Genomic DNA, 20,522 nt, shown 5'->3' on the forward strand with positions numbered 1-20,522 from the left:
GCCATATGTGGTGAAAACAGGCCGGCTCCACGTCGCCGCGGAACGACGGGGAGCGGCTCTCGGTTGAGGGACCAGCCGCGAGGACGCGGTTCAACCGAGAGGATCATCCATGGTACAAGCATCAGCCATTTTCGACAGTCACGACGAAGCCCAGCGGGCGGTATCCGACCTTCGCAGTCTCGGCGTCAGCGATAGCGAGCTTTCCGTGATCGCCCATCATGGCGGTACCACCACGACGTCGTCGGGCGACGGCGAGGTCACCGACGAGCATCATCGCAATGTGTTGAGGGGTATTCTCGGCGGCGGCGCGCTCGGCGCCGGCCTCGGCGTCGCGGCGCTCGCCATTCCCGGCGTAGGCCCGATCGCCGCGGCAGGTGCGATCGCGGCTGGGGCGCTTCCCGAAGCGGTGGCGATCGGCGCTGGCATCGGCGCGCTCGGCGGCACGCTCAACGAAGTGCTGACCAAGCATGGCGTCAGCCGCGAGGATGCCGATTATTATGGCGGCCGCCTCAAGGATGGCGGCGTCGTCGTGACGGTCACCGGCTCTAGCGTTGGCGCCGAGCGCGCAAGCGAGATCCTGTACCGCAACGGCGGCCACAACGCCACGCGAGCCCGCACCGCCGCCCTCTAGACCATGATCGTCTCGGGCCGAAGCGGTCCGCGACGTACATCATGGTCGAGACAGGCTCTAGAAGACCGGGCCGGGGCGCCAAGGCCCCGGCCCCTTCGTTCTCCCGGCTTTGAGGCTAGTCTTGCCGGTGGCGGTAGGGTCTCAGATCCTGCGCTCCGTCCCGATCAGCGCCGGCGAGGGCACCGGCAGCAGCGGCGACCTCGTCCACTTGCACGACCTATCATCGCGGCGCCGAGTCGCTGATGGGCGCCTTCAACTGGCTCGATCTCGCGCCCGACGGCCGCAACGACGGCGACGGCACGATGGCCTGGCTGCGCCTCCACGACGAATATCGAGGCGTCGACGCCGCCAATCCCCTTCAGAGGATGAAGTCGGCCGGCTGCAGATCGATCGTTCCCGCGAGACGGATCTCCAGGCTGGCCAAGGCGTCACCATTGACGTCGCCCGAGACCATCGTTGTCCCGCCCGCATATTCGTAGCGGAGTTCTCCGGCGACCTTATGCGTGGCGTCATCCGGACCGCTTGCGTCCCATCCCGATCAGTGCCGGCGAAGGAACCGGCAGCAATCCTCCTTGCGCCTCGAGACCCGCGTGGAGGGCGGCGAGAACGGCCTTGCGCCGGGCGCCGTCGAGTTCCGGCCAAAGCGGGCTGAACTGGAACAGGTTCGGATCGGCAAGCGTCTCTGCGTCGAAGGGGTAATCGGTCGAGACCTCGCCGATCGAGATGTCGGTCAGGCCCACCGACTCGAGCTCGGCCGCGAACCGGCCAGGATCGCGCAACGCGTTCATGCCCTCGATCGGCGCGGGTTGCGGGATTTCCGGAAACAAGGCGGCGCACAGCCTCGCGAGCAACAGGTTGGCCGCCGCCCCGGCAGGCTCCTTCCAAGTCCCGACGCAACCGAGGCCGCCGGGCCGAAGCACCCGTGCCATCTCGGCGAGGCCGGCGCGCCAGTCCGGGAAGAGCATGATCCCGAACATCGAGAAGGCGGCGTCGAACGAGGCGTCCGGCAGGTCGAGCGCCTGCCCATCCATGACCGCGGCTTCGACATTGGTAAGGCCGTGCGATCGGACCGCATCCACCATCCCGGGCGAAAAGTCGGTCGCGAGCACCTGGGCTCCCGCCTTCGCCGCCGCCAGCGCCAGCGCGCCGGTGCCCGCCGCTATGTCGAGGACGCGCGCGCCCGGCTCAAGCTCGGCCTGTGTCCAGGCCCGCTCGGCGTAGAAGGCGGTGAATCGGTGGGCGAGCTTCTGATAAGCCGCAAATCCGCTCCAGAAGCAGGGGTCGTTGAGGGAGGCCGCCATAAGCACTAAATGATATATCGTTACATACTTGTCAAGCACGCCGCTTGTCCGAATGTGCCGCAAGCATAGCATCAGGGCAAGCGCTCGGCGGGAGGAGGCGAGCGCCGCAGCGGCTGGCCGCACCTCGCGCGCGTTAGAATCGATTATTTTATTCGCTGCGGCCGTGGTGGCCGGCGCTGGCGAGAGCCTGCCGGCCCGCCATTATCCGTCCAGCGCGACGATCAGTCCTTCGGCTGGCCGCAGCGCCACGGTCTGGGCGACCATCGCGCCTTCGCGGTCGAGATGCGTCGACAGCAGCACCCGCCCGCCCGCGGCATCGGCCGGCAAGGTCAGGGTCTGCGGATTGTGGCCGAAATTGAGGCCGACCAGCAGCCGCCGATCGCCGTGGCGCCGCTCGTAGGCGAACAGGTCGCCCTCGACATGGGCATGGACATAGGCGCCGCGGTCGAGAGCCGGCTCTGTGCGCCGGAGCTGGATCAGGCGGCGGTACAGGCACAGGATCGAGCGGTCGTCGGCCTTCAGCCGCTCGACGTTGCGCTCCTGGCAGTCGGCATTGAGCGGCAGCCAGGGCGTGCCGGTGGTGAAGCCGGCGGCATGGCCGGGCGCCCACGGCATCGGCGTGCGTGCCGGATCGCGGCCGAAGCCCAGGCCCGGCTCGTTCTTTTCCCACGGATCCTGCACCCGGTCCGCCGGGATCGGCACGTCCTCGAGGCCGACCTCGCTGCCATAATAGAGCGTCGGCGTGCCGCGCAGGGTCAGCAGCAGCATCGCCGCGATCCGCGCTTCGGCGACGCCGACGCGGGTAGCGATGCGCTTCTGGTCGTGGTTCGAGAGCACCCAGTTGGGCCAGCCGCCGGCGGGCAGCGCCGCCTCATATTCGGCGACGATGCGGGCGATCTCCTCGGCCTTCCAGGCCGCGAAGATCAGCTGGAAGTTGAAGGGCAGGTGCGCGCCTTCGAGCTGTTCGCCATAATAAGCGACCAGCCGTTCGAGCGGCAGGTAGATCTCGCCGATCAACACACGCTCGGGATAGGAATCGAGCACGGCGCGCATCTGCGCGACGACGTCGTGAATGTCGGGGCGGTCGCAGGAATAATGCTGGAGCAGCCGGTCGATGCTCGGCATGCCCGGGTGCCAGCCCGGATTGGGCGGATTGTCGCGAAACTGCTCGTCCTTCATCAGGTGCCAGATAACGTCGACCCGGAAGCCGTCGACGCCGCGATCGAGCCAGAAGCGCAGCACGTCGCACATCGCCTCGCGGACCTGCGGGCTGCGCCAGTTGAGGTCGGGCTGCTCGGGCAGGAAGGCGTGGTAATAATATTGGCCGGTGGCCGCGTCGAAGGTCCAGGCCGGCCCGCCGAAATTGGCGAGCCAGTTGTTCGGAGGCTCTCCGTCCGGCGCGGGATCGCGCCAGATGTACCAGTCCCGCTTGGGATCGTCTCGGCTGGACCGGCTCTCCTTGAACCAGGGATGCTCGCTCGAGCTGTGGTTGGGGACGAAGTCGAGGATCAGCTTCATGCCGCGGGCGTGGACGTCGGCGAGCAGCCGGTCGAAATCCTCGAGCGTGCCGAACATCGGATCGATGCCGCAATAATCGGCGATGTCGTAGCCGAAATCGGCCATGGGCGAGGGATAGAAAGGCGAGATCCAGATCGCGTCGATGCCGAGCCAGGCGAGATAGTCCAGCCTCTGGCGGATGCCTGTCAGGTCGCCGATGCCGTCCCCGTTGCTGTCCTGGAACGAGCGCGGATAGATTTGATAGACGATCCCATGCTGCCACCATTGGCTGCCGGCCATGTCGGTTGCCCTTCCGCTTCCTGCACCTTTCAGCGGGAAAGGCGCTTCGATTCCGACCCGCTAACGCATGTTGGCGGCGACGGCTCCCGCCGGAACCGCCTCGCCTTCGGGCGGTTTCGCCACCGCATCAGCGGAGGAGAAGGACATGCCGGCAGCCGAAGCGCCGCCCACCCGGCGGCTGCCGATCGGGGCGGAGATTTTCGGCGAGCGCACCCATTTGCGGGTCTGGGCGCCGGCCCGCAAGCGCGTCGAGGCGGTGATCGAAGGCGGCGGCGCCCACGCGCTCGAACCGGATGGTGAGGGTTATTTCGCCGGATGGATTCCGGGCGGCGCCGGCACCCTCTACCGCTTCCGTCTGGACGAGGACGGGCCGTTCCCCGATCCCGCCTCGCGCTTTCAACCGCAGGGACCGCACGGCCCCTCCGAGGTGGTTGATCCCGCCCGTTTCGGCTGGAGCGACTCCGCCTGGAGCGGCGTCGCTCTCGACGACGCCGTCATCTACGAGATGCATATCGGCACCTTCACCCGCGAGGGAAGCTGGGCGGCGGCGATCGGCAAGCTTCCCTATTTGGCCGAGCTTGGCGTCACCGTGCTCGAGGTCATGCCCGTGGCCGAGTTCGCCGGCCGCTTCGGCTGGGGCTATGATGGCGTCGACCTCTTCGCCCCGACCCGGCTCTACGGCAATCCCGACGACATGCGCCGCTTCGTCGACGCCGCCCATGGCCTCGGCCTCGCCGTCATCCTCGACGTCGTCTACAATCATATCGGCCCGAGCGGGAACTACCTGCCCCAATTCTCGAAGACCTGGTTCACCGACAAGCATCACACCGACTGGGGCGACGCGCTCAACTTCGACGACGAAGGCAATGGAGGCGTCCGGGAATATTTCACGACCAACGCGCACTACTGGATCGAGGAATATCATCTCGATGGCCTGCGCCTCGATGCGACGCCGGAGATCAGGGACGACAGCGAAGAGCATGTGCTGGTCGGGATCGGCCGGGCGGTGCGAGAGGCCGGCGCCGGACGCACCACGCTGGTCATCGCCGAAAACGAGCGCCAGGAGGCGCGCATCGTGCGCCCCCGCGAGCGTGGCGGTTATGGCCTCGACGCGATCTGGAACGACGATTTCCACCACAGCGCCCTCGTCGCGGCGACCGGTCATAACGAGGCTTATTACCGCGACCATGTCGGCAGCCCCCAGGAGCTGCTCTCGGCGGCGAAATGGGGCTTCCTCTTCCAAGGCCAATATTATGCCTGGCAGCGGGCGCGCCGGGGCCATGCGGCGCTCGACCTGCCGCCGAGCGCGATCGTCAATTTCCTCCAGAATCACGACCAGATCGCCAACACGCCGCTGTCGCTGCGCGGCCATGAGCTGACCAGCCCGGGCCGCTGGCGGGCGCTCACCGCCATGCTGCTGCTGATGCCGGGCACGCCTTTGCTGTTCCAGGGGCAGGAATTCCTTGCCTCCGCGCCCTTCCTCTATTTCGCCGACCACGAGCCCGAGCTCGCCGCTCTGGTCGAGAAGGGCAGGGGCGAGTTCATGCGCCAATTCCCGTCGCTGGCCGAGGTCGATCTGCCGGCGCCGCACGACCGGGCCACCTTCGAGCGCTGCCGGCTCGACCATGGCGAGCGCGAGCGCGGCGCCCATGCCAAGGGCCTCCGGATGCACCGCGACCTGCTCAGGATCAGGCGAGAGGACAAGGTGCTGCGCATCCGCGAGCGGCGGCAGCTCGACGGCGCCGTGATCGGCGCGGAGGCGCTGCTTCTGCGTTGGTTCGGCGAGCGGGGCGACGATCGCCTGCTGCTCGTCAATCTCGGCCGCGACTACGATCTGCCGACCGTCGCCGAGCCGCTGCTCGCTCCACCGGAGGATCGGGACTGGAGCCTGGTCTGGTCGAGCGAGAATCCCGCTTATGGCGGCCGCGGCACGGTCCGGCCCCAGTCGGAGGATGGCAGCTGGCACATTGCCGGCCATTCCGCGCTGCTTCTGCGTGCCGACGGAACGGCATCGGGCAGGCGGAGTTAGAGGCTGGGAATCGTCCATTAACCACCACGCCCGAGGGGAGGCCACCATCTCGCTGCGGCTCCTGTCGCTCTCCGATCCGTCCCGACTCGAACCCGGCGCCACCGTGCCGTCGGGCTTCGACGCGCTGCTGCTCGCCGAAGCTCCGCAAGTGCGCCTGCCGCTGCCCTGGCTGCTCGACATCGAGATCGACCGGTTCGAGCTCGACGATTCGCTGGTCGCCGCCCATCCCGAGGCGTTCATACTGCGCCGGGAGTGGCGGGGCGACGGGCCGGTCGATCCGCGAAGCCCGGGACCCGCCGCAGGCGAGGCGCGGGCGCGGCTGCACTCGGACGAGGCGGCGAAGCTGGTGCGCGGCTCGATCGTCGAGCGGCTCCAGGCTTTTCTCGACGCCGGCGCGTCGGGCTTTCGTCTTCATCGTCCGGACTGCGCCGATCCCGATTGGCTGGAAGGTCTGCTCGGCGAGCTGCGCGGCCGCCGTGCCGATCTGATCCTGGTCGCGCAAAGCGTCGGCGTGGAGCGCGAGGCGGCGCTGCGGTTGCGCGGTTTCGACGCCCTGGTCTCTTCCTTCAGCTTCTGGGACCGGCGCTCGCACTGGCTGGCGGAGGAATATGAGAGCTTGCGCCGGGTGGCGCCGCTCGTCGCCGAAGTGACCGGGGAGGCGGCGCGGCGCGCCGGCACGGCCGCAGAGGCGGAGCGGCTGCTGCGGCTCGCCGCGATCGCCGGGCACGGCATGATCGTCCCCGCCGAGCTTGCGGCGAGGGCTCCGGACGCGACCCGAGCCGCGCTCGAGCTCGCCGAGGTGGCGCGCCGCTTCCCGGGCGAGATGCGGCTCTTCCCCGCGGGCAATCGGGCCACCGCCATCGTCCGCGGCGACTCACCCGACATGCGCGACGCGGACGAGGCGATGCTGGTGCTGGTCAATCGCAGCCTCGCCCAGGCGACCTTGCCGCATGAAAGCGAGATTCTCGCCGCCTCCGGCGCCGAGTTCCAGCCGTTCCGGCGCCGCCGCAGCAGCCTGCCCGCCTTCGCGCCGCTCGGCGAGGCGGAGGTGCGCGCCTTGTTCGCTAAGCGGGCGAAGCCGATCTGCGTCGGCCGCCTCAGCAAGCCGGCCGGCGCCCGCGAGGCGGCGCAGCGGCCGCGCCTGGTGATCGAGCGGATCAGCCCCGACGTCGACGAGGGTCGGTTCCCGGTCAAGCGCACGGTCGGCGACGTCGTCGAGGTCGAGGCGGTCTTCTTCGGCGACGGGCACGAGCAGCTCGCCGCCGAGCTCCGCTGGCGTGCGGCCGACGAGAAGGCGTGGCGCTCGGCGCGGATGGAGGAGAAGGGCAACGATCGCTGGACGGCGGCCTTCCCGCTCGAGCGGCTGGGCCGATACGAGTATCAGGTCGAAGGCTGGCTCGACGTCTTCGGGACCTTTCGGCGCGACTTCATCAAGAAGCGCGACGCCGGCGTCGCCTTGCCGGTCGAGTTTCTCGAAGGCCGGCGCCTGGTCGAGGCGGCGCTCCCGCACGAGCCGCGGCTGCAGGCCTTCCTCGCGGCGCTCGACGAAGCCGAGGACGAGGATTCCGCCGCCGCCATCCTGCTCGATCCCGAACTCCAGCTCCTCATCGACGAGAAGGACGTGCGCCGCTTCGCCATCGCCTGCACGCCGCGCCGGGTCGAGGCGGAGCGCCTCGCCGCGCGCTTCTCGAGCTGGTACGAGCTCTTCCCGCGCTCGCAGTCGGATCGGCCGGATCGCCACGGCACCTTCGACGACGTCGTCGCCCGCCTGCCGCAGATCCGCGAGATGGGCTTCGATACCCTCTATTTCCCGCCTATCCATCCGATCGGCCGCAAGCATCGCAAGGGCCGCAACAACAGCCTCGATCCGGGTCCGGACGACCCCGGCAGCCCCTATGCGATCGGCGGCGAGGAAGGCGGCCACGACGCCGTCCACCCCGAGCTCGGCACGCTCGACGATTTCCGGCGGCTGGTCGCCGAAGCGCGCGTACACGGCCTCGAGATCGCGCTCGACTTCGCCATCCAATGCTCACCCGACCATCCCTGGCTCAGGGAGCATCCCGGCTGGTTCGACTGGCGGCCGGACGGCACGATCAAATATGCCGAGAACCCGCCGAAGAAATATCAGGACATCGTCAACGTCGACTTCTGGAAGGCGGAGTCGATCCCCGATCTGTGGCTCGCCCTTCGCGACGTCGTGCTGTTCTGGATCGGCGAGGGGGTGAAGACCTTCCGGGTCGACAATCCCCACACCAAGGCCTTTCCCTTCTGGGAATGGATGATCGGCGAGGTGCGCGGGCTCCACCCGGACGTCATCTTCCTCTCCGAGGCATTTACCCGGCCGGCGATCATGTACCGGCTGGCCAAGATCGGATTCTCGCAGAGCTATACCTACTTCACCTGGCGCAACGGCAAGCAGGAGCTCGCCGACTATCTGACGGAGCTGACGACGACCGAGGTGGCGGACTTCTTCCGCCCGCATTTCTTCGTCAACACGCCCGACATCAATCCGATTTTTCTCCACACCTCCGGCCGCGCGGGCTTCCGCATCCGCGCCTGCCTGGCGGCGACCCTCTCCGGCCTGTTCGGCGTCTATTCGGGCTTCGAGCTGTGCGAGTCCGAGCCGGTGCCGGGCAAGGAGGAATATTGGGAGAGCGAGAAATACGAGATCAAGCCGCGCGACTGGCAGGCGCCCGGCAACATCATCGCCGACATCACCCTCTTGAACCGGCTGAGGCGCGCTTATCCGGCGCTGCAGACGCACCTCAACGTCAGCTTCTTCAACGCATGGAACGACAACATCCTCTATTACGGCAAGCGCGCGCCGGACGGGTCGGAGATGATCCTGGTCGCGGTGAGCCTCGACCCGCACAACGCCCAGGAATGCGACTTCGAGCTCCCGCTCTGGGAGTTCGGCCTCGCCGACCATGACGGCCTCGACGTCGAGGACCTGGTGCGCGGCGGCCGCTTCCAATGGAACGGCAAGATCCAGCACCTGCGCCTCGATCCCGACCAGCCTTACGCGATCTGGCGCGTCGCGCCTCCGGGGAGCGCCGCATGAAGCCCGTCCATCCCAAGGATCCGCTCTGGTACAAGGACGCGGTCATCTACCAGCTCCACGTCAAGAGCTTCTTCGATTCCACCAATGACGGGATCGGCGACTTTGCGGGGCTGATGGCGAAGCTCGATTACATCGCCGAGCTCGGCGTCAACGCCGTCTGGCTGCTGCCCTTCTATCCCAGCCCGCGCCGTGACGACGGCTACGACATCGCCGAATATCGCGACGTCAGCCCGGATTACGGCACGCTCGACGATTTCCGCGCCTTCGTCGACGAGGCGCATCGGCGCGGGCTCAAGGTGATCACCGAGCTGGTCATCAACCACACTTCGGCCGACCACCCCTGGTTCCAGGCCGCCCGCCATGCGCCGCCGGGCAGCCCCGAGCGCGACTTCTACGTCTGGTCCGACAGCGATCAGGCCTATGCCGGTACCCGGATCATTTTCTGCGACACCGAGCGCTCGAACTGGACCTGGGACGAGGTCGCCGGCGCCTATTACTGGCACCGCTTCTACTCGCACCAGCCCGACCTCAATTTCGACAATCCGCGGGTGCTCGAGGAAGTGCTCTCGGTCATGCACTTCTGGCTCGACATGGGGGTCGACGGCCTCAGGCTCGACGCCATCCCCTATCTCATCGAGCGCGAGGGCACCTCGAACGAGAATCTGCCCGAGACCCACGACGTGCTGAAGAGGATCCGCGCCGATCTCGACCGCCATTTCGCCGACCGGATGCTGCTCGCCGAAGCGAATATGTGGCCGGAGGACACGCAGCAATATTTCGGGGCCGAGGGCGATGAATGCCACATGGCGTTCCACTTCCCGCTGATGCCGCGCATGTACATGGCGGTCGCCCAGGAAGACCGTTTCCCGATCACGGACATCATGCGGCAGACGCCGCCCATCCCCGACAACTGCCAGTGGGCGATCTTCCTCAGGAACCATGACGAGCTGACGCTCGAGATGGTGACCGACGCCGAGCGCGACTATCTGTGGAATACCTATGCCGCCGACCGCAAGGCGCGGATCAACCTCGGCATCCGCCGCCGGCTCGCGCCGCTGATGGAGCGCGACCGGCGCCGCATCGAGCTGATGAACGCCCTCCTGCTGTCGATGCCGGGCACGCCGGTCATCTATTATGGCGACGAGATCGGGATGGGCGACAACATCCATCTCGGCGACCGGGACGGGGTGCGCACGCCCATGCAATGGTCGCCGGACCGCAATGGCGGCTTCTCGCGCGCCGATCCGCCGATGCTCGCGCTGCCGCCTATCATGGACCCGCTCTACGGCTTCCAGGCCGTCAATGTGGAGGCGCAGGAGCGCGACAGCCATTCGCTGCTCAACTGGACCAAGCGCATGCTCGCGGTGCGCGGCGAGCATCACGCCTTCGGCCGCGGCACCCTTCGCTTCCTGCGCCCCGCCAACCGCAAGATCCTCGCTTACCTGCGCGAGCATGAGGGCGAGACCATCCTGTGCATCGCCAATCTCGCCCGCAGCGCCCAGGCGGTCGAGCTCGACCTCGTCGACTTTGCCGGACGCACGCCGATCGAGATGACCGGCCGCGCCGCCTTCCCGCCGCTCGGTCAGCTTCCCTACCTGCTCACCTTGCCGCCGCACGGCTTCTACTGGTTCCTGTTGAGCGAGGAGGCGACGCCGCCGGAATGGAGCAGCACGGCGCCGCCGAGCGCGGTCGAGCAGCATACCTTCGTGCTGCGCGACGGCCTCCTCTCGGTCGCCGAGGGCGACAATCGCTCGGTGCTCGAGCGCGAGGTCCTTCCCGAATATGTCGCCCAGCGACGCTGGTTCGCCGGCAAGGATAGCGCCGTGGAATCGGTGCGCGTCGCCAGCGCCGTCCCCCTCCCGGGCGCCAAGGATCTCGTCCTGGCCGAGATCGAGGTGGCAACGGCCCGCGAGACCGCGACTTACGCGCTGCCGCTCGGCATCGCCTGGGAAGGCGAGCCGAGCGGCCCCTATGCGCCCAACCTCGCGCTCGCCCGGGTGCGCCGCGGCCGTACCGTCGGCCTGCTCACCGACGGCTTCTCGGTGCCGGTCTTCGCGGAGGCGATCGTCGAGGCCTTGCGTTCCGGGACCAGCCTCGAGACACCGCTCGGCACTATCCAGTGCCGCACCGGCGACGAGATCGACCTGCCCGACCAGCTCTCGCCGGAGTGGATCGCCGCCGAGCAGTCGAACAGCACCCTGATCCTGGGCCGCCGCGCCGTGATGAAGCTGCTGCGCCGTATCCAGCCGGGCATCCATCCCGAGGCGGAGATGACCCGCCACCTGCGTGCGCGGGGCTTCGCCAACGTGCCGCCCTTGCTCGGCGACATCGTCCGCACTGGCCCGGACGGCGAGCCGCACACGCTGATGATCGTCCAGGGCTTCGTCTACAATCAGGGCGACGGCTGGCAATGGACGCTCGACACGCTTTCCCGGGCGGCGGCCGAGCGCGATGCCGGCGACGGCGATTTCCAGAATTACGTCAATTTCGCCGAGACGCTGGGCTGGCGGCTGGCCCAGATGCACGCCTTGCTCGCCCAGCCGAGCGACGATCCCGCCTTCGCACCGGAGCGGGTCGGCGAGGCCGAGGCGGATGCGCTCGCGCGCCGGGTGCGGGAGCAAATCGCCGATCTCGACGAGGGCGAGGCCTTGCAACGCCGGATCGACGCGCTCGCCCGCGGCGCGGTCGGCCGGATGCGCACGCGCGTCCATGGCGACCTCCATCTCGGCCAGGTGCTGGTCACCGCCGGCGACGTGATGATCATCGACTTCGAAGGCGAGCCGGCGCGGTCGCTCGAGCAGCGCCGGGCCAAGGATCTGCCGGAGCGCGACGTCGCCGGCGTGATCCGATCGTTCGATTATGCCGCCGCGGCCGCCGAGCGCCAGCTCGGCGAATCCGGAATGGTCCTCCAGGAGGATCCACGGCAGATGTTCGAGCGCTTCCGTGACGAGGCGATCGAAGCCTTCCTGCGCGGCTATGGAAGCGTGGCCGGCGACGTTCGCGGACCGCTGCTCGACCTCTACCTGATCGAGAAGGCGGCCTACGAGGTGCGCTACGAGGCGGCCAACCGCCCGGACTGGATCGAGATCCCGCGCGCAGGGCTCGCCCGCCTATCGGAACGGCTGCTGGAGCCCGCGGAATGAGCGACGACGGCCTCGCCCGCGCCGCCGCCGAGGCCATGGCGGGGCGACTGACCGATCCGTTCGGCCTGCTCGGCCCGCACGCAGGCACGGTCCGCACCTTCCAGCCCGGCGCCGTGGGGGTGGAGCTGCTGGCTCGCGACGACGGTCGTCCGCTCGGGCGGCTCGAGCCTTTCGGCGACGGCCTTTGGACCGGCGCGTGCGCGGAGGAGGTTCCCTACCTGCTCCGCATCGCTTGGCCCGACGGAGCCGAACAGGTCACCGAGGATCCCTATGCGTTCGGACTCGTCCTCGGCGACCTCGATCTGCATCTGTTCAGCCAGGGTCGCCATTGGCAGCTCGCCCATCGCTTCGGGGCGCAGCCGACCGAGATGGACGGGGTGCCCGGCGTCGCCTTCGCGGTCTGGGCGCCGAATGCACGGCGGGTGTCGGTGGTTGGCGACTTCAACGGCTGGGACGGCCGTCGCCATCCGATGCGGCTGCGGGTCGAGGCGGGCGTCTGGGAATTGTTCGTGCCTCGCCTCGGCCCGGGGGAGCGCTACAAATATGAGATGATCGGCGCCGACGGCAGCCTTCTGCTCAAGGCGGACCCCGTCGCCCGGGCCACCGAATGCCCGCCACGGACCGGATCGGTGGTGGCGCCGCGGCCCGATTTCCGCTGGTCCGACCAAGAGTGGATGGAGAGCCGCGGCGCCCGGCAGCGGCCGGACGCGCCGATCTCGGTCTACGAGATCCATGCCGGTTCCTGGCTGCGGCCGCACGGTCCCGACAGCCATCTCGACTGGAACGGGCTGATCGAGCGGCTTGTCCCCTATGTCGCGCAAATGGGCTTCACCCATGTCGAGCTGCTGCCGATCATGGAGCATCCGTTCGGGGGCTCCTGGGGCTATCAGCCGCTGTCGCAGTTCGCACCGTCGGCCCGCTTCGGCAGTCCGGAGGATTTCGCCCGCTTCGTCGATGCCTGCCACCGCGAAGGCGTCGGCGTCATCCTCGATTGGGTGCCGGCGCATTTTCCATCCGACCTGCACGGCCTCGCCCGCTTCGACGGCACCCATCTCTACGAGCATGCGGATCCGCGCGAAGGCTATCACCAGGACTGGAACACCCTCATCTACAATCTCGGCCGCACCGAGGTGTTCGGCTTCCTGATCGCCTCGGCCCTGTGGTGGATGGAAACCTTCCACATCGACGGCCTGCGGGTCGATGCCGTCGCGTCGATGCTCTATCGCGACTATAGCCGCAAGGCCGGAGAGTGGATCCCGAACGTCCATGGCGGGCGCGAGAATCTCGAGAGCGTCGCCTTCCTGAAGGAGCTCAATCGGGTCGTGCGCGAGCGCTGCCCCGGCGCGATCACCGTCGCGGAGGAATCGACCGCCTGGCCGGGTGTCTCCGCGCCCCTCGACCAGGGCGGCCTCGGCTTCGACTATAAATGGAACATGGGCTGGATGCACGACAGCCTCCATTATGTGTCGCGCGATCCGATCCACCGATCCTGGCATCATCACGAAATGACCTTCTCGATGGTCTATGCCTGGACCGAGAAGTTCGTGCTGCCCTTGAGCCACGACGAGGTCGTCCACGGCAAGGGATCCCTGCTCGGCAAGATGCCCGGCGACCGCTGGCGACAGCTCGCCACCCTTCGCGCCTATCTCGCCTTCATGTGGGCCCATCCCGGCAAGAAACTCCTCTTCATGGGCGGCGAGCTCGCCCAGGAGACGGAATGGTCGCACGACGGCGAGATCGCCTGGCACCTGCTCGAGCGGCCGGAGCATGCCGCCATGCAGCGTCTCGTCGCCGACCTGAACCGGCTCTACCGCGCCGAGCCCGCCCTCCACCGCCACGATTCCGATCCGGCCGGCTTCGAATGGCTGGTCGGCGGTGACAGCGCCAACAGCGTCTTCGCCTTCCTTCGCAAGGGCCGGCCGGGAGAGAGGCCGATCGCCTTCGTGCTCAACATGACCCCGCAGCCGCACCAGGATTACCGAGTCCCGCTCCCCCACGCCGGACGGTGGCGCGAGCTGCTCAACACCGACTCGACCCTCTACGGCGGCAGCGATCGCGGAAATGCCGGCCTGGTTCAGGCGGAAGGGAACCCGGCATCGGCGGCGCTCGTATTGCCCCCGCTCGCAGCCTTGCTGCTCCGCTACGAAGAAGAGGCCTGATGGCACGTCCCGACCGGCTGGAAGCCGGCTCCCCCTATCCCCTCGGCGCCACGTTCGACGGGACGGGCATCAATTTTGCCGTCTTCTCGGCCCATGCCGAAAAGATCGAGTTGTGCCTTTTCGACCCTGCCGGGCGGCGGGAAGTGGCGCGTTACGTCCTGCCCGAATGGACCGACGAGGTCTGGCACGGCTACCTGCCCGACGCGCTGCCCGGCCTCGTCTACGGCTATCGCGCCTACGGCCCCTATGCGCCTGACCAGGGCCATCGCTTCAATCCGAACAAGCTGCTGCTCGATCCCTATGCGAAGAAGCTGGTGGGATCGCTCAAATGGACCGACGCGCTGCACGGCTACCGGGTCCGTTCCTCGCGGAGCGACCTCAGCTTCGACCGGCGCGACAGCGCGCCGGCCATGCCCAAGGCGGTGGTCACGCACGACAGCTTCGACTGGTCCGGCGACGTGCGGCCGAACACGCCCTGGTCGGAAACGGTCATTTACGAGGCGCATGTCCGCGGGCTGAGCAAGCTGATGGAGGAAGTCGATCCGCGCGAACGGGGCACCTTCGCCGGACTCGCCAACGGCGCGGTGATCGAGCATCTCCAGCGGCTCGGAATCACGGCGATCGAGCTGCTGCCGATCCATGCTTATGTCTCCGAGCGCTTCCTCCAGGAGAAGGGCCTCAGCAATTACTGGGGCTACAACACGCTCTCCTTCTTCACGCCCGAGCCGCGCTATTTCGCCGGCGACAGCCATGACGAGCTGCGCCTCGCCGTGCGGCGGCTGCACGCTGCCGGGATCGAGGTGATCCTCGACGTCGTCTACAACCACACCGCCGAAGGCTCGGAGCAGGGTGCGACCCTGTCCTGGCGCGGTCTCGACAATGCGACCTACTACCGGCTGGTCGACGGCCAACCCCGCCACCTCGTCAACGACACCGGCACTGGCAACACGCTCAACATGTCGAAGGCGCGGGTCATCCAGATGGTCGCCGATTCGCTGCGCTATTGGGTCACCTCCTTCGGCATCGACGGATTCCGCTTCGATCTGGGCACGATTCTCGGCCGCACCGACGAGGGCTTCAAGCCCGGGGCCGCCTTCTTCGACGTGCTGCGCCAGGATCCGGTGCTGCAGCGGGTGAAGCTCATCTCGGAGCCGTGGGACATCGGCCCCGGCGGCTATCAGCTCGGCAACCATCCGCCCGGCTTCGCGGAATGGAACGACCGCTACCGCGACACGGTGCGACGTTACTGGCGCGGAGATTCCGCGATGCGCGGCGACCTGGCGGCGCGGCTGGCGGGTTCCGGCGACATCTTCGACCGGCGGGCGCGGCGGCCTTGGGCGAGCGTCAACTTCCTGACCAGCCACGACGGCAATACGCTCGCCGACCTCACCAGCTACGAGCAGCGCCACAACGAGGCCAATCTCGAGGACAATCGCGACGGCCACAGCGAGAATTACGCGCGCAACTGGGGCCATGAGGGCCCGACCGATGACAAGGCGGTGCTCGTCATGCGCGCCCGCCTGCGCCGGTCGATGCTCGTCACCCTGCTCGGATCGCACGGCACGCCGATGCTGCTCGGCGGTGACGAGTTCGCCCGCACCCAGGGCGGCAACAACAATGCCTATTGCCAGGACAATGAGATCAGCTGGTTCGACTGGCGCCACGCGCGCTCGCCCGAAGGCGAGGCGCTGACCCGGTTCACCCGGCGCCTTATCGACATTCGCCGGCGCTATCCGATGCTGTGCAGCCATCGCTATTTCTACGGCGACGAGGTCGCGCCCGATCTGCCCGACATCGATTGGTGGGACGAGCGGGGCATGCGGCTCGCCCAGGAGGATTGGGACAATAGCGAAGGCCGGGCGCTGATCATGCGTCTCGCCCAGCGCGTCGAAGATCGGTTCGAAATCGTCGCGCTGATGCTGAACAGCTCGCCCGAGCCGCTCGTCTACAATCTGCCGCCGCCTTCGGCGGTCCGGCGGCTGCTCGTCGACAGCGCCTATCCGGAGCTCGACGAGCACGAGATCAAGGACAGCTACTATCTGATGCAGGGCGCCGCCGCGATCGTCGTCTGGGAAAGCCCTGCGGAATGAGCCGCGAGAGCGCCCTCGATCGGCGTGCGCGCGAGGCGGGGGTTGTCAGGGACTGGATCGACGCGGCCGGCAAGCAGCAGCGCGTTTCCGATCGAAGCCTCGAAGCGGTGCTCGAGGCGCTCGGCGACACCAGCGAGCCCGAAGAGCCGCCTCTGGTCACCGCCGAGATCGGCGAGTCGGTGACGCTCCCTTCCGGCCGCCGCCTGCCGGCCTTCGACGAGCCGGGCTATCATGACGCGGACGGCGTCATCGTCGCGGTCGCCCCGCCGCGGGCCTGGACGATCGTCGACGCGGCGCCGGGCCGCCGGCCTTGGGGCCTGGCCGTCCAGCTGCCCTCACTGCGCGACCGCCGCGGCGAGCCATTCGGCGATTTCGCCTCGCTGCGCCTCCTCGCCGAGCGCGCGGGCGCTCTCGGCGCCGATGCCCTCGCGATCAGCCCGGTCCACGCCCTCTTCCCCTCCGATCCCGCGCGCTACGGTCCCTATGGCCCGTCCACGCGGCTCTTCCTCAACGCCTTGTTCGCCGCTCCCGAAGGCGGCGCGGCCGGCACGCCGGCGCGCGATCTGATCGACTGGAAGGAAGCCATCCCCGAGCGGCTGCGGCGGCTGCGCTCCGCTTACGATGCGCTCGAAGAGGATGCCCGCACCGAGCTCACGTCCTGGCGCCGCGCCCAGGGCGAGCCGCTCGAGCGTCACGCCCGCTACGACGCGCTCTACGCCCATTTTTTGGAGGCCGGGGAGGGGCGGGGCTTCCTGTCCTGGCCCGAGCCCTATCGCGATCCCGCTTCGCCCGCGGTCGAGCTTTTTGCCCGGGAACAGGCCGACGAGATCGCCTTCTATGCCTGGATCCAGTGGCTGGCCGATCGACAGCTGGGCGAGGCGCAGGCCGCCGCGCGCGAGGCCGGCATGGCGATCGGCCTCGTCGCCGATCTGGCTGTGGGAATGGACCCCGGCGGCAGCCATGCCTGGAGCGCTCGGGACGCCCTGCTCACCGGCCTGTCGGTCGGCGCCCCACCGGACCCGCTCGGACCGGATGGGCAGGATTGGGGCATCACCACTTTCTCGCCGCCGGCGTTGCGGCGGACCGGCTTCCGGGAATTCATCGCTACCATCCGCGCGTCGCTGCGCCATGCCGGTGGGATCCGGATCGATCACGCGCTCGGCCTCCGCCGCCTGTGGGTGGTCCCGCAGGGTTTCCCGGCGACCGAGGGCGCCTACGTCGCCTGTCCCGAGACGGACCTGATGCGGCTCCTCGCGCTCGAATCGTGGCGGGCGCGGGCGATCGTCGTCGGCGAGGATCTCGGCACGATATCGCCGGGCTTTCGCGAGGAGATGGAGGAACGGGGCCTGCTCGGCATGAGGGTGCTCTGGTTCGAGCGGACGCGGCGCGGCGGCTTCAAGCCCTCGGCCGAGTGGGACCGCACTGCCGCGGCGATGACGTCGACCCACGATCTGCCGACCGTGGCCGGCTGGTGGTCGGGCCGCGACATCGACTGGACGTGGCGGATCGGCCGGTCGAGCAACTTCGAATCGGCGGAAGCGGAGCAGGCGGCCCGCGCCGCCGATCGCCGGCGCCTCTGGCGCGCGATCGGCGATGGCGGCCGCCAGCCCACACGAAACAGTCCGCAACGGGCGGTCGCCGCCGCCATCGCCTTCGCTGGCGGGAGCGGCTGCGATCTCGCCCTCATCCCCGCCGAGGATCTGCTCGGGATCGAGGAGCAGCCCAACCTGCCGGGCACGATCGACGAGCATCCCAACTGGCGCCGCCGCCTTCCCGTCGAGATCGAGGCGATGTTCGTGGATCCGGAGATCGTCACCCGGACGGAGAGCCTCGGCAAGGCGGGGGAGCGATGATTCCGCGCGCCACCTACAGGCTTCAGCTCAACCGCGACTTCACCTTCGCCGATGCCGAGGCGATCGTGCCCTATCTCGACCGGCTCGGGATCAGCCACGTCTACGCATCGCCGGTGACGGCAGCGCAGCCCGGCTCGACCCACGGCTATGACGTGATCGATCCGACGCGGATCAACCCCGAGCTGGGCGGCGAGGCTGGTTTGCGCGGCCTCGCGGAGGCGCTGCGCGCGCGCGCGATGGGCCTCGTCATCGATATCGTTCCCAACCATATGAGCGTCACCGGCGGCGCCAATATATGGTGGAACGACGTGCTGGCCCACGGCCGGGCCAGCCGCTTCGCCCGATTCTTCGACGTCGACGGGGATGAGAAGATCCTGCTGCCCTTCCTCGGCTCGCCGGTCCGCGACGCGATCGACCAGGGCGCGCTCCGGCTGGAGCACCGGGACGGGCGTCTCGGCCTGCTCGCACACGACTGCGACTATTATCCGCTGCGGGACGAGGACCAGGATGCCGGGGGCGAGGATCTCGCGGCCCTGCTCGATCGACAACATTACCGGCTGGCCTGGTGGCGCACCGCCAACGACCTGCTCAACTGGCGCCGTTTCTTCACCATCACCGGCCTCGCCGGCGTCCGCGTCGAGGACGAAGTGGTGTTCGAGGCGACCCACCAGCTCTATTTCCGGCTTCACGAGGAGGGGCTGATCGACGGTGTCCGCGTCGACCATGTCGACGGCCTCGCCGATCCGGCCGGCTATTGCCGGCGCCTGCGCGAACGGCTGGGCCCGCAGGCCTGGATCGTCGTCGAGAAGATATTGGGCCCCGGCGAGACTCTGCGAGACGACTGGGGCGTGGACGGCACCAGCGGCTACGACTTCATGGAGGAAACCGCCGCCCTCCTTCATGATGCCGAGGGTGAGCCGGCGCTGAGCCGGCACTGGACCGGGCTCACCGGCCGGACAGCCGACTTCGCGCCGGAGGAGCGCCTGGCCCGGCGGCAGATCCTCGCCTGGGAGTTCGAGGGCCAGCTCGGCGCCTGCGTCCGCGCCTTCGCCCGGGTTGCCCAAGCGTCTCCGGAGACGGAGGCGCTGACCGCGGCGAGCCTCCGCCGCGCGATCGAGGCGCTGCTCCAGGTCTTCCCCGCCTATCGGACCTATGGCGATTCCGAAGATGCGGGGCTGCTCGGACGCGTGCGCACGGCTGCCGCGGACTTGGTCTCGCCGGGCGAGCGCGACGTCCTCGATCAAGTCGTCGACTGGCTGGGGCCTCGCGGTGAAGGGGAGATCTTGCAGGAGGCCCGCCGCCGCTTCCGCCAGCTCTCCGCCCCGATCGCCGCCAAGGCGGTCGAGGATACGGCCTTCTACCGCTACGGGCGTCTGCTCTCGCGCAACGATGTCGGCTTCGACGCCGCGCGGTTCTCGCTCGCCGCGCCGGATTTTCACCGCGCGATGGCGAACCGCGCCGCGTGCTGGCCGATGGCGATGCTGACCACGGCGACCCACGATCACAAGAGGGGCGAGGACGTTCGCGCCCGGCTGGCCGTGCTCAGCGAGCTCCCCGGCGAATGGACCGAAGCGGCCGACCGGTGGCGAGCCTCGAACGGCGCCGGCGACGCCGGTATCGATCCCGGCGATGAATATATGGTCTATCAGATGCTCGTCGGCGCCTGGCCCGATGGTCTCGCGGCCGGCCATGCCGACGCCCTCGCCGTCTTTCGCGACCGGATCTGGGCGTGGCTCGAAAAGGCGGTGCGGGAAGCAAAGCTGCATTCGTCCTGGACCGCGCCCGATCAGGATTATGAGGGGGCGTGCCGGACCTGGCTCGAGCGGCTGCTCGACCCCGGCCCGTCGTCCGACTTCCTCACCGAACTGTGCGCTTTCGTCGATCGCATCCGGCCGGCCGGGGAGGCCAATTCGCTGGTCCAGACTTTCCTGCGCTGTACCGCGCCAGGCGTGCCGGACTGTTATCAGGGCTGCGAGTTCGGCGATCTCAGCCTGGTCGACCCGGACAATCGACGGCCGGTCGACTATGGCGCCCGCGCCGCGGCGCTCGATCACCCGGGGCAATCGTTCGATGCCGTCAAGCAAGGCTTGCTGGCGCGACTGCTCGCCGCGCGCCGCGACGATCCGGAACTCTGGCGGCGCGGCGGCTGGGAACCCGCGACCGTGGCAGGCGATCGCCGGGACCATCTCCTCGCCTTCGTCCGTCGCCAGGGTTCCCGCGCGATGCTGGGCGTCGCCTTGCTTCATGGCGCCGCGGCAATTGCCGGCTCGGATCGGCGCGTGCCGTCGGCGTCCTGGTGGGGCGATACAAGCGTGAAGCTGACCGGCGAGCCGCTGATGGCGACCGATCTGCTCCGCGACATGCCCGTGCAGCTGGCGATGATGGAGGGAAGGGACTGGCGGCCCCTGCTCGAATCGGCAGCGGCTCAGGCAGCTTCGGCCTGATCGGTGGGGCGCTT

At 68.6% G+C, this 20,522-nt stretch carries 10 protein-coding genes and 1 pseudogene; 9 read left to right on the forward strand and 2 right to left on the reverse strand.

Features of this window, described 5'->3' with window-relative positions; all coding sequences use genetic code 11:
* The first annotated feature begins 109 nt into the window (after positions 1 to 109).
* Complete coding sequence (locus DDE10_RS09020) at positions 110 to 631, forward strand: hypothetical protein (protein WP_114952436.1); 522 nt, start codon at positions 110 to 112, stop codon at positions 629 to 631.
* 218 nt (positions 632 to 849) lie between these two features.
* Positions 850 to 1,110 (forward strand): annotated as a pseudogene (locus DDE10_RS09025) (DUF899 family protein); the annotation flags it as partial.
* 30 nt (positions 1,111 to 1,140) lie between these two features.
* Here the strand turns inward: DDE10_RS09025 and DDE10_RS09030 are convergent.
* Both DDE10_RS09030 and DDE10_RS09035 read right to left on the reverse strand, forming a co-directional pair.
* Entirely contained in the window at positions 1,141 to 1,932 is a 792-nt protein-coding gene (locus DDE10_RS09030) for a class I SAM-dependent methyltransferase (RefSeq protein WP_114952438.1), read from the reverse strand.
* A 201-nt stretch (positions 1,933 to 2,133) separates the two neighbouring features.
* The gene (locus DDE10_RS09035) at positions 2,134 to 3,729 is read right to left on the reverse strand and encodes an alpha-amylase family glycosyl hydrolase (protein WP_114952439.1); all 1,596 of its coding nucleotides are present in this window, start codon (positions 3,727 to 3,729) and stop codon (positions 2,134 to 2,136) included.
* Between the two features lie 145 nt (positions 3,730 to 3,874).
* On the opposite strand from DDE10_RS09035, the gene treZ reads away from it, so the two are divergent.
* The 7 genes from treZ to treY all read left to right on the forward strand — a co-directional run bounded on the left by treZ (position 3,875) and on the right by treY (position 20,508).
* Positions 3,875 to 5,758, forward strand: a complete 1,884-nt coding sequence (treZ, locus tag DDE10_RS09040; protein ID WP_114952673.1) for a malto-oligosyltrehalose trehalohydrolase — start codon at positions 3,875 to 3,877, stop codon at positions 5,756 to 5,758.
* A 103-nt stretch (positions 5,759 to 5,861) separates the two neighbouring features.
* Positions 5,862 to 8,819 carry an alpha-1,4-glucan--maltose-1-phosphate maltosyltransferase gene (locus DDE10_RS09045; RefSeq protein ID WP_114952440.1) on the forward strand — a complete coding sequence of 986 codons (2,958 nt, stop codon included), beginning with the start codon at positions 5,862 to 5,864 and terminating at the stop codon, positions 8,817 to 8,819.
* A complete protein-coding gene (gene treS, locus DDE10_RS09050; protein WP_284734544.1) occupies positions 8,816 to 11,962 on the forward strand; it encodes a maltose alpha-D-glucosyltransferase in 3,147 nt (1,048 codons plus the stop codon). Before DDE10_RS09045 ends, treS begins: the two co-directional genes overlap by 4 nt.
* Complete coding sequence (gene glgB / locus DDE10_RS09055; RefSeq protein WP_114952442.1) at positions 11,959 to 14,121, forward strand: 1,4-alpha-glucan branching protein GlgB; 2,163 nt, start codon at positions 11,959 to 11,961, stop codon at positions 14,119 to 14,121. The genes treS and glgB overlap by 4 nt, the downstream gene beginning before the upstream one ends.
* Positions 14,121 to 16,211 carry a glycogen debranching protein GlgX gene (gene glgX / locus DDE10_RS09060; RefSeq protein WP_114952443.1) on the forward strand — a complete coding sequence of 697 codons (2,091 nt, stop codon included), beginning with the start codon at positions 14,121 to 14,123 and terminating at the stop codon, positions 16,209 to 16,211. Before glgB ends, glgX begins: the two co-directional genes overlap by 1 nt.
* Positions 16,208 to 18,064, forward strand: coding sequence for a 4-alpha-glucanotransferase (gene malQ / locus DDE10_RS09065; RefSeq protein ID WP_114952444.1), 1,857 nt, complete (start codon positions 16,208 to 16,210; stop codon positions 18,062 to 18,064). Before glgX ends, malQ begins: the two co-directional genes overlap by 4 nt.
* On the forward strand, positions 18,061 to 20,508 hold the full coding sequence (treY, locus tag DDE10_RS09070) for a malto-oligosyltrehalose synthase (RefSeq protein ID WP_114952445.1): 2,448 nt from the start codon (positions 18,061 to 18,063) through the stop codon (positions 20,506 to 20,508). Before malQ ends, treY begins: the two co-directional genes overlap by 4 nt.
* Positions 20,509 to 20,522 lie beyond the last annotated feature (14 nt).

It is taken from the genome of Sphingosinicella terrae (assembly GCF_003347635.1).
GTDB lineage: Bacteria > Pseudomonadota > Alphaproteobacteria > Sphingomonadales > Sphingomonadaceae > Allosphingosinicella > Allosphingosinicella terrae.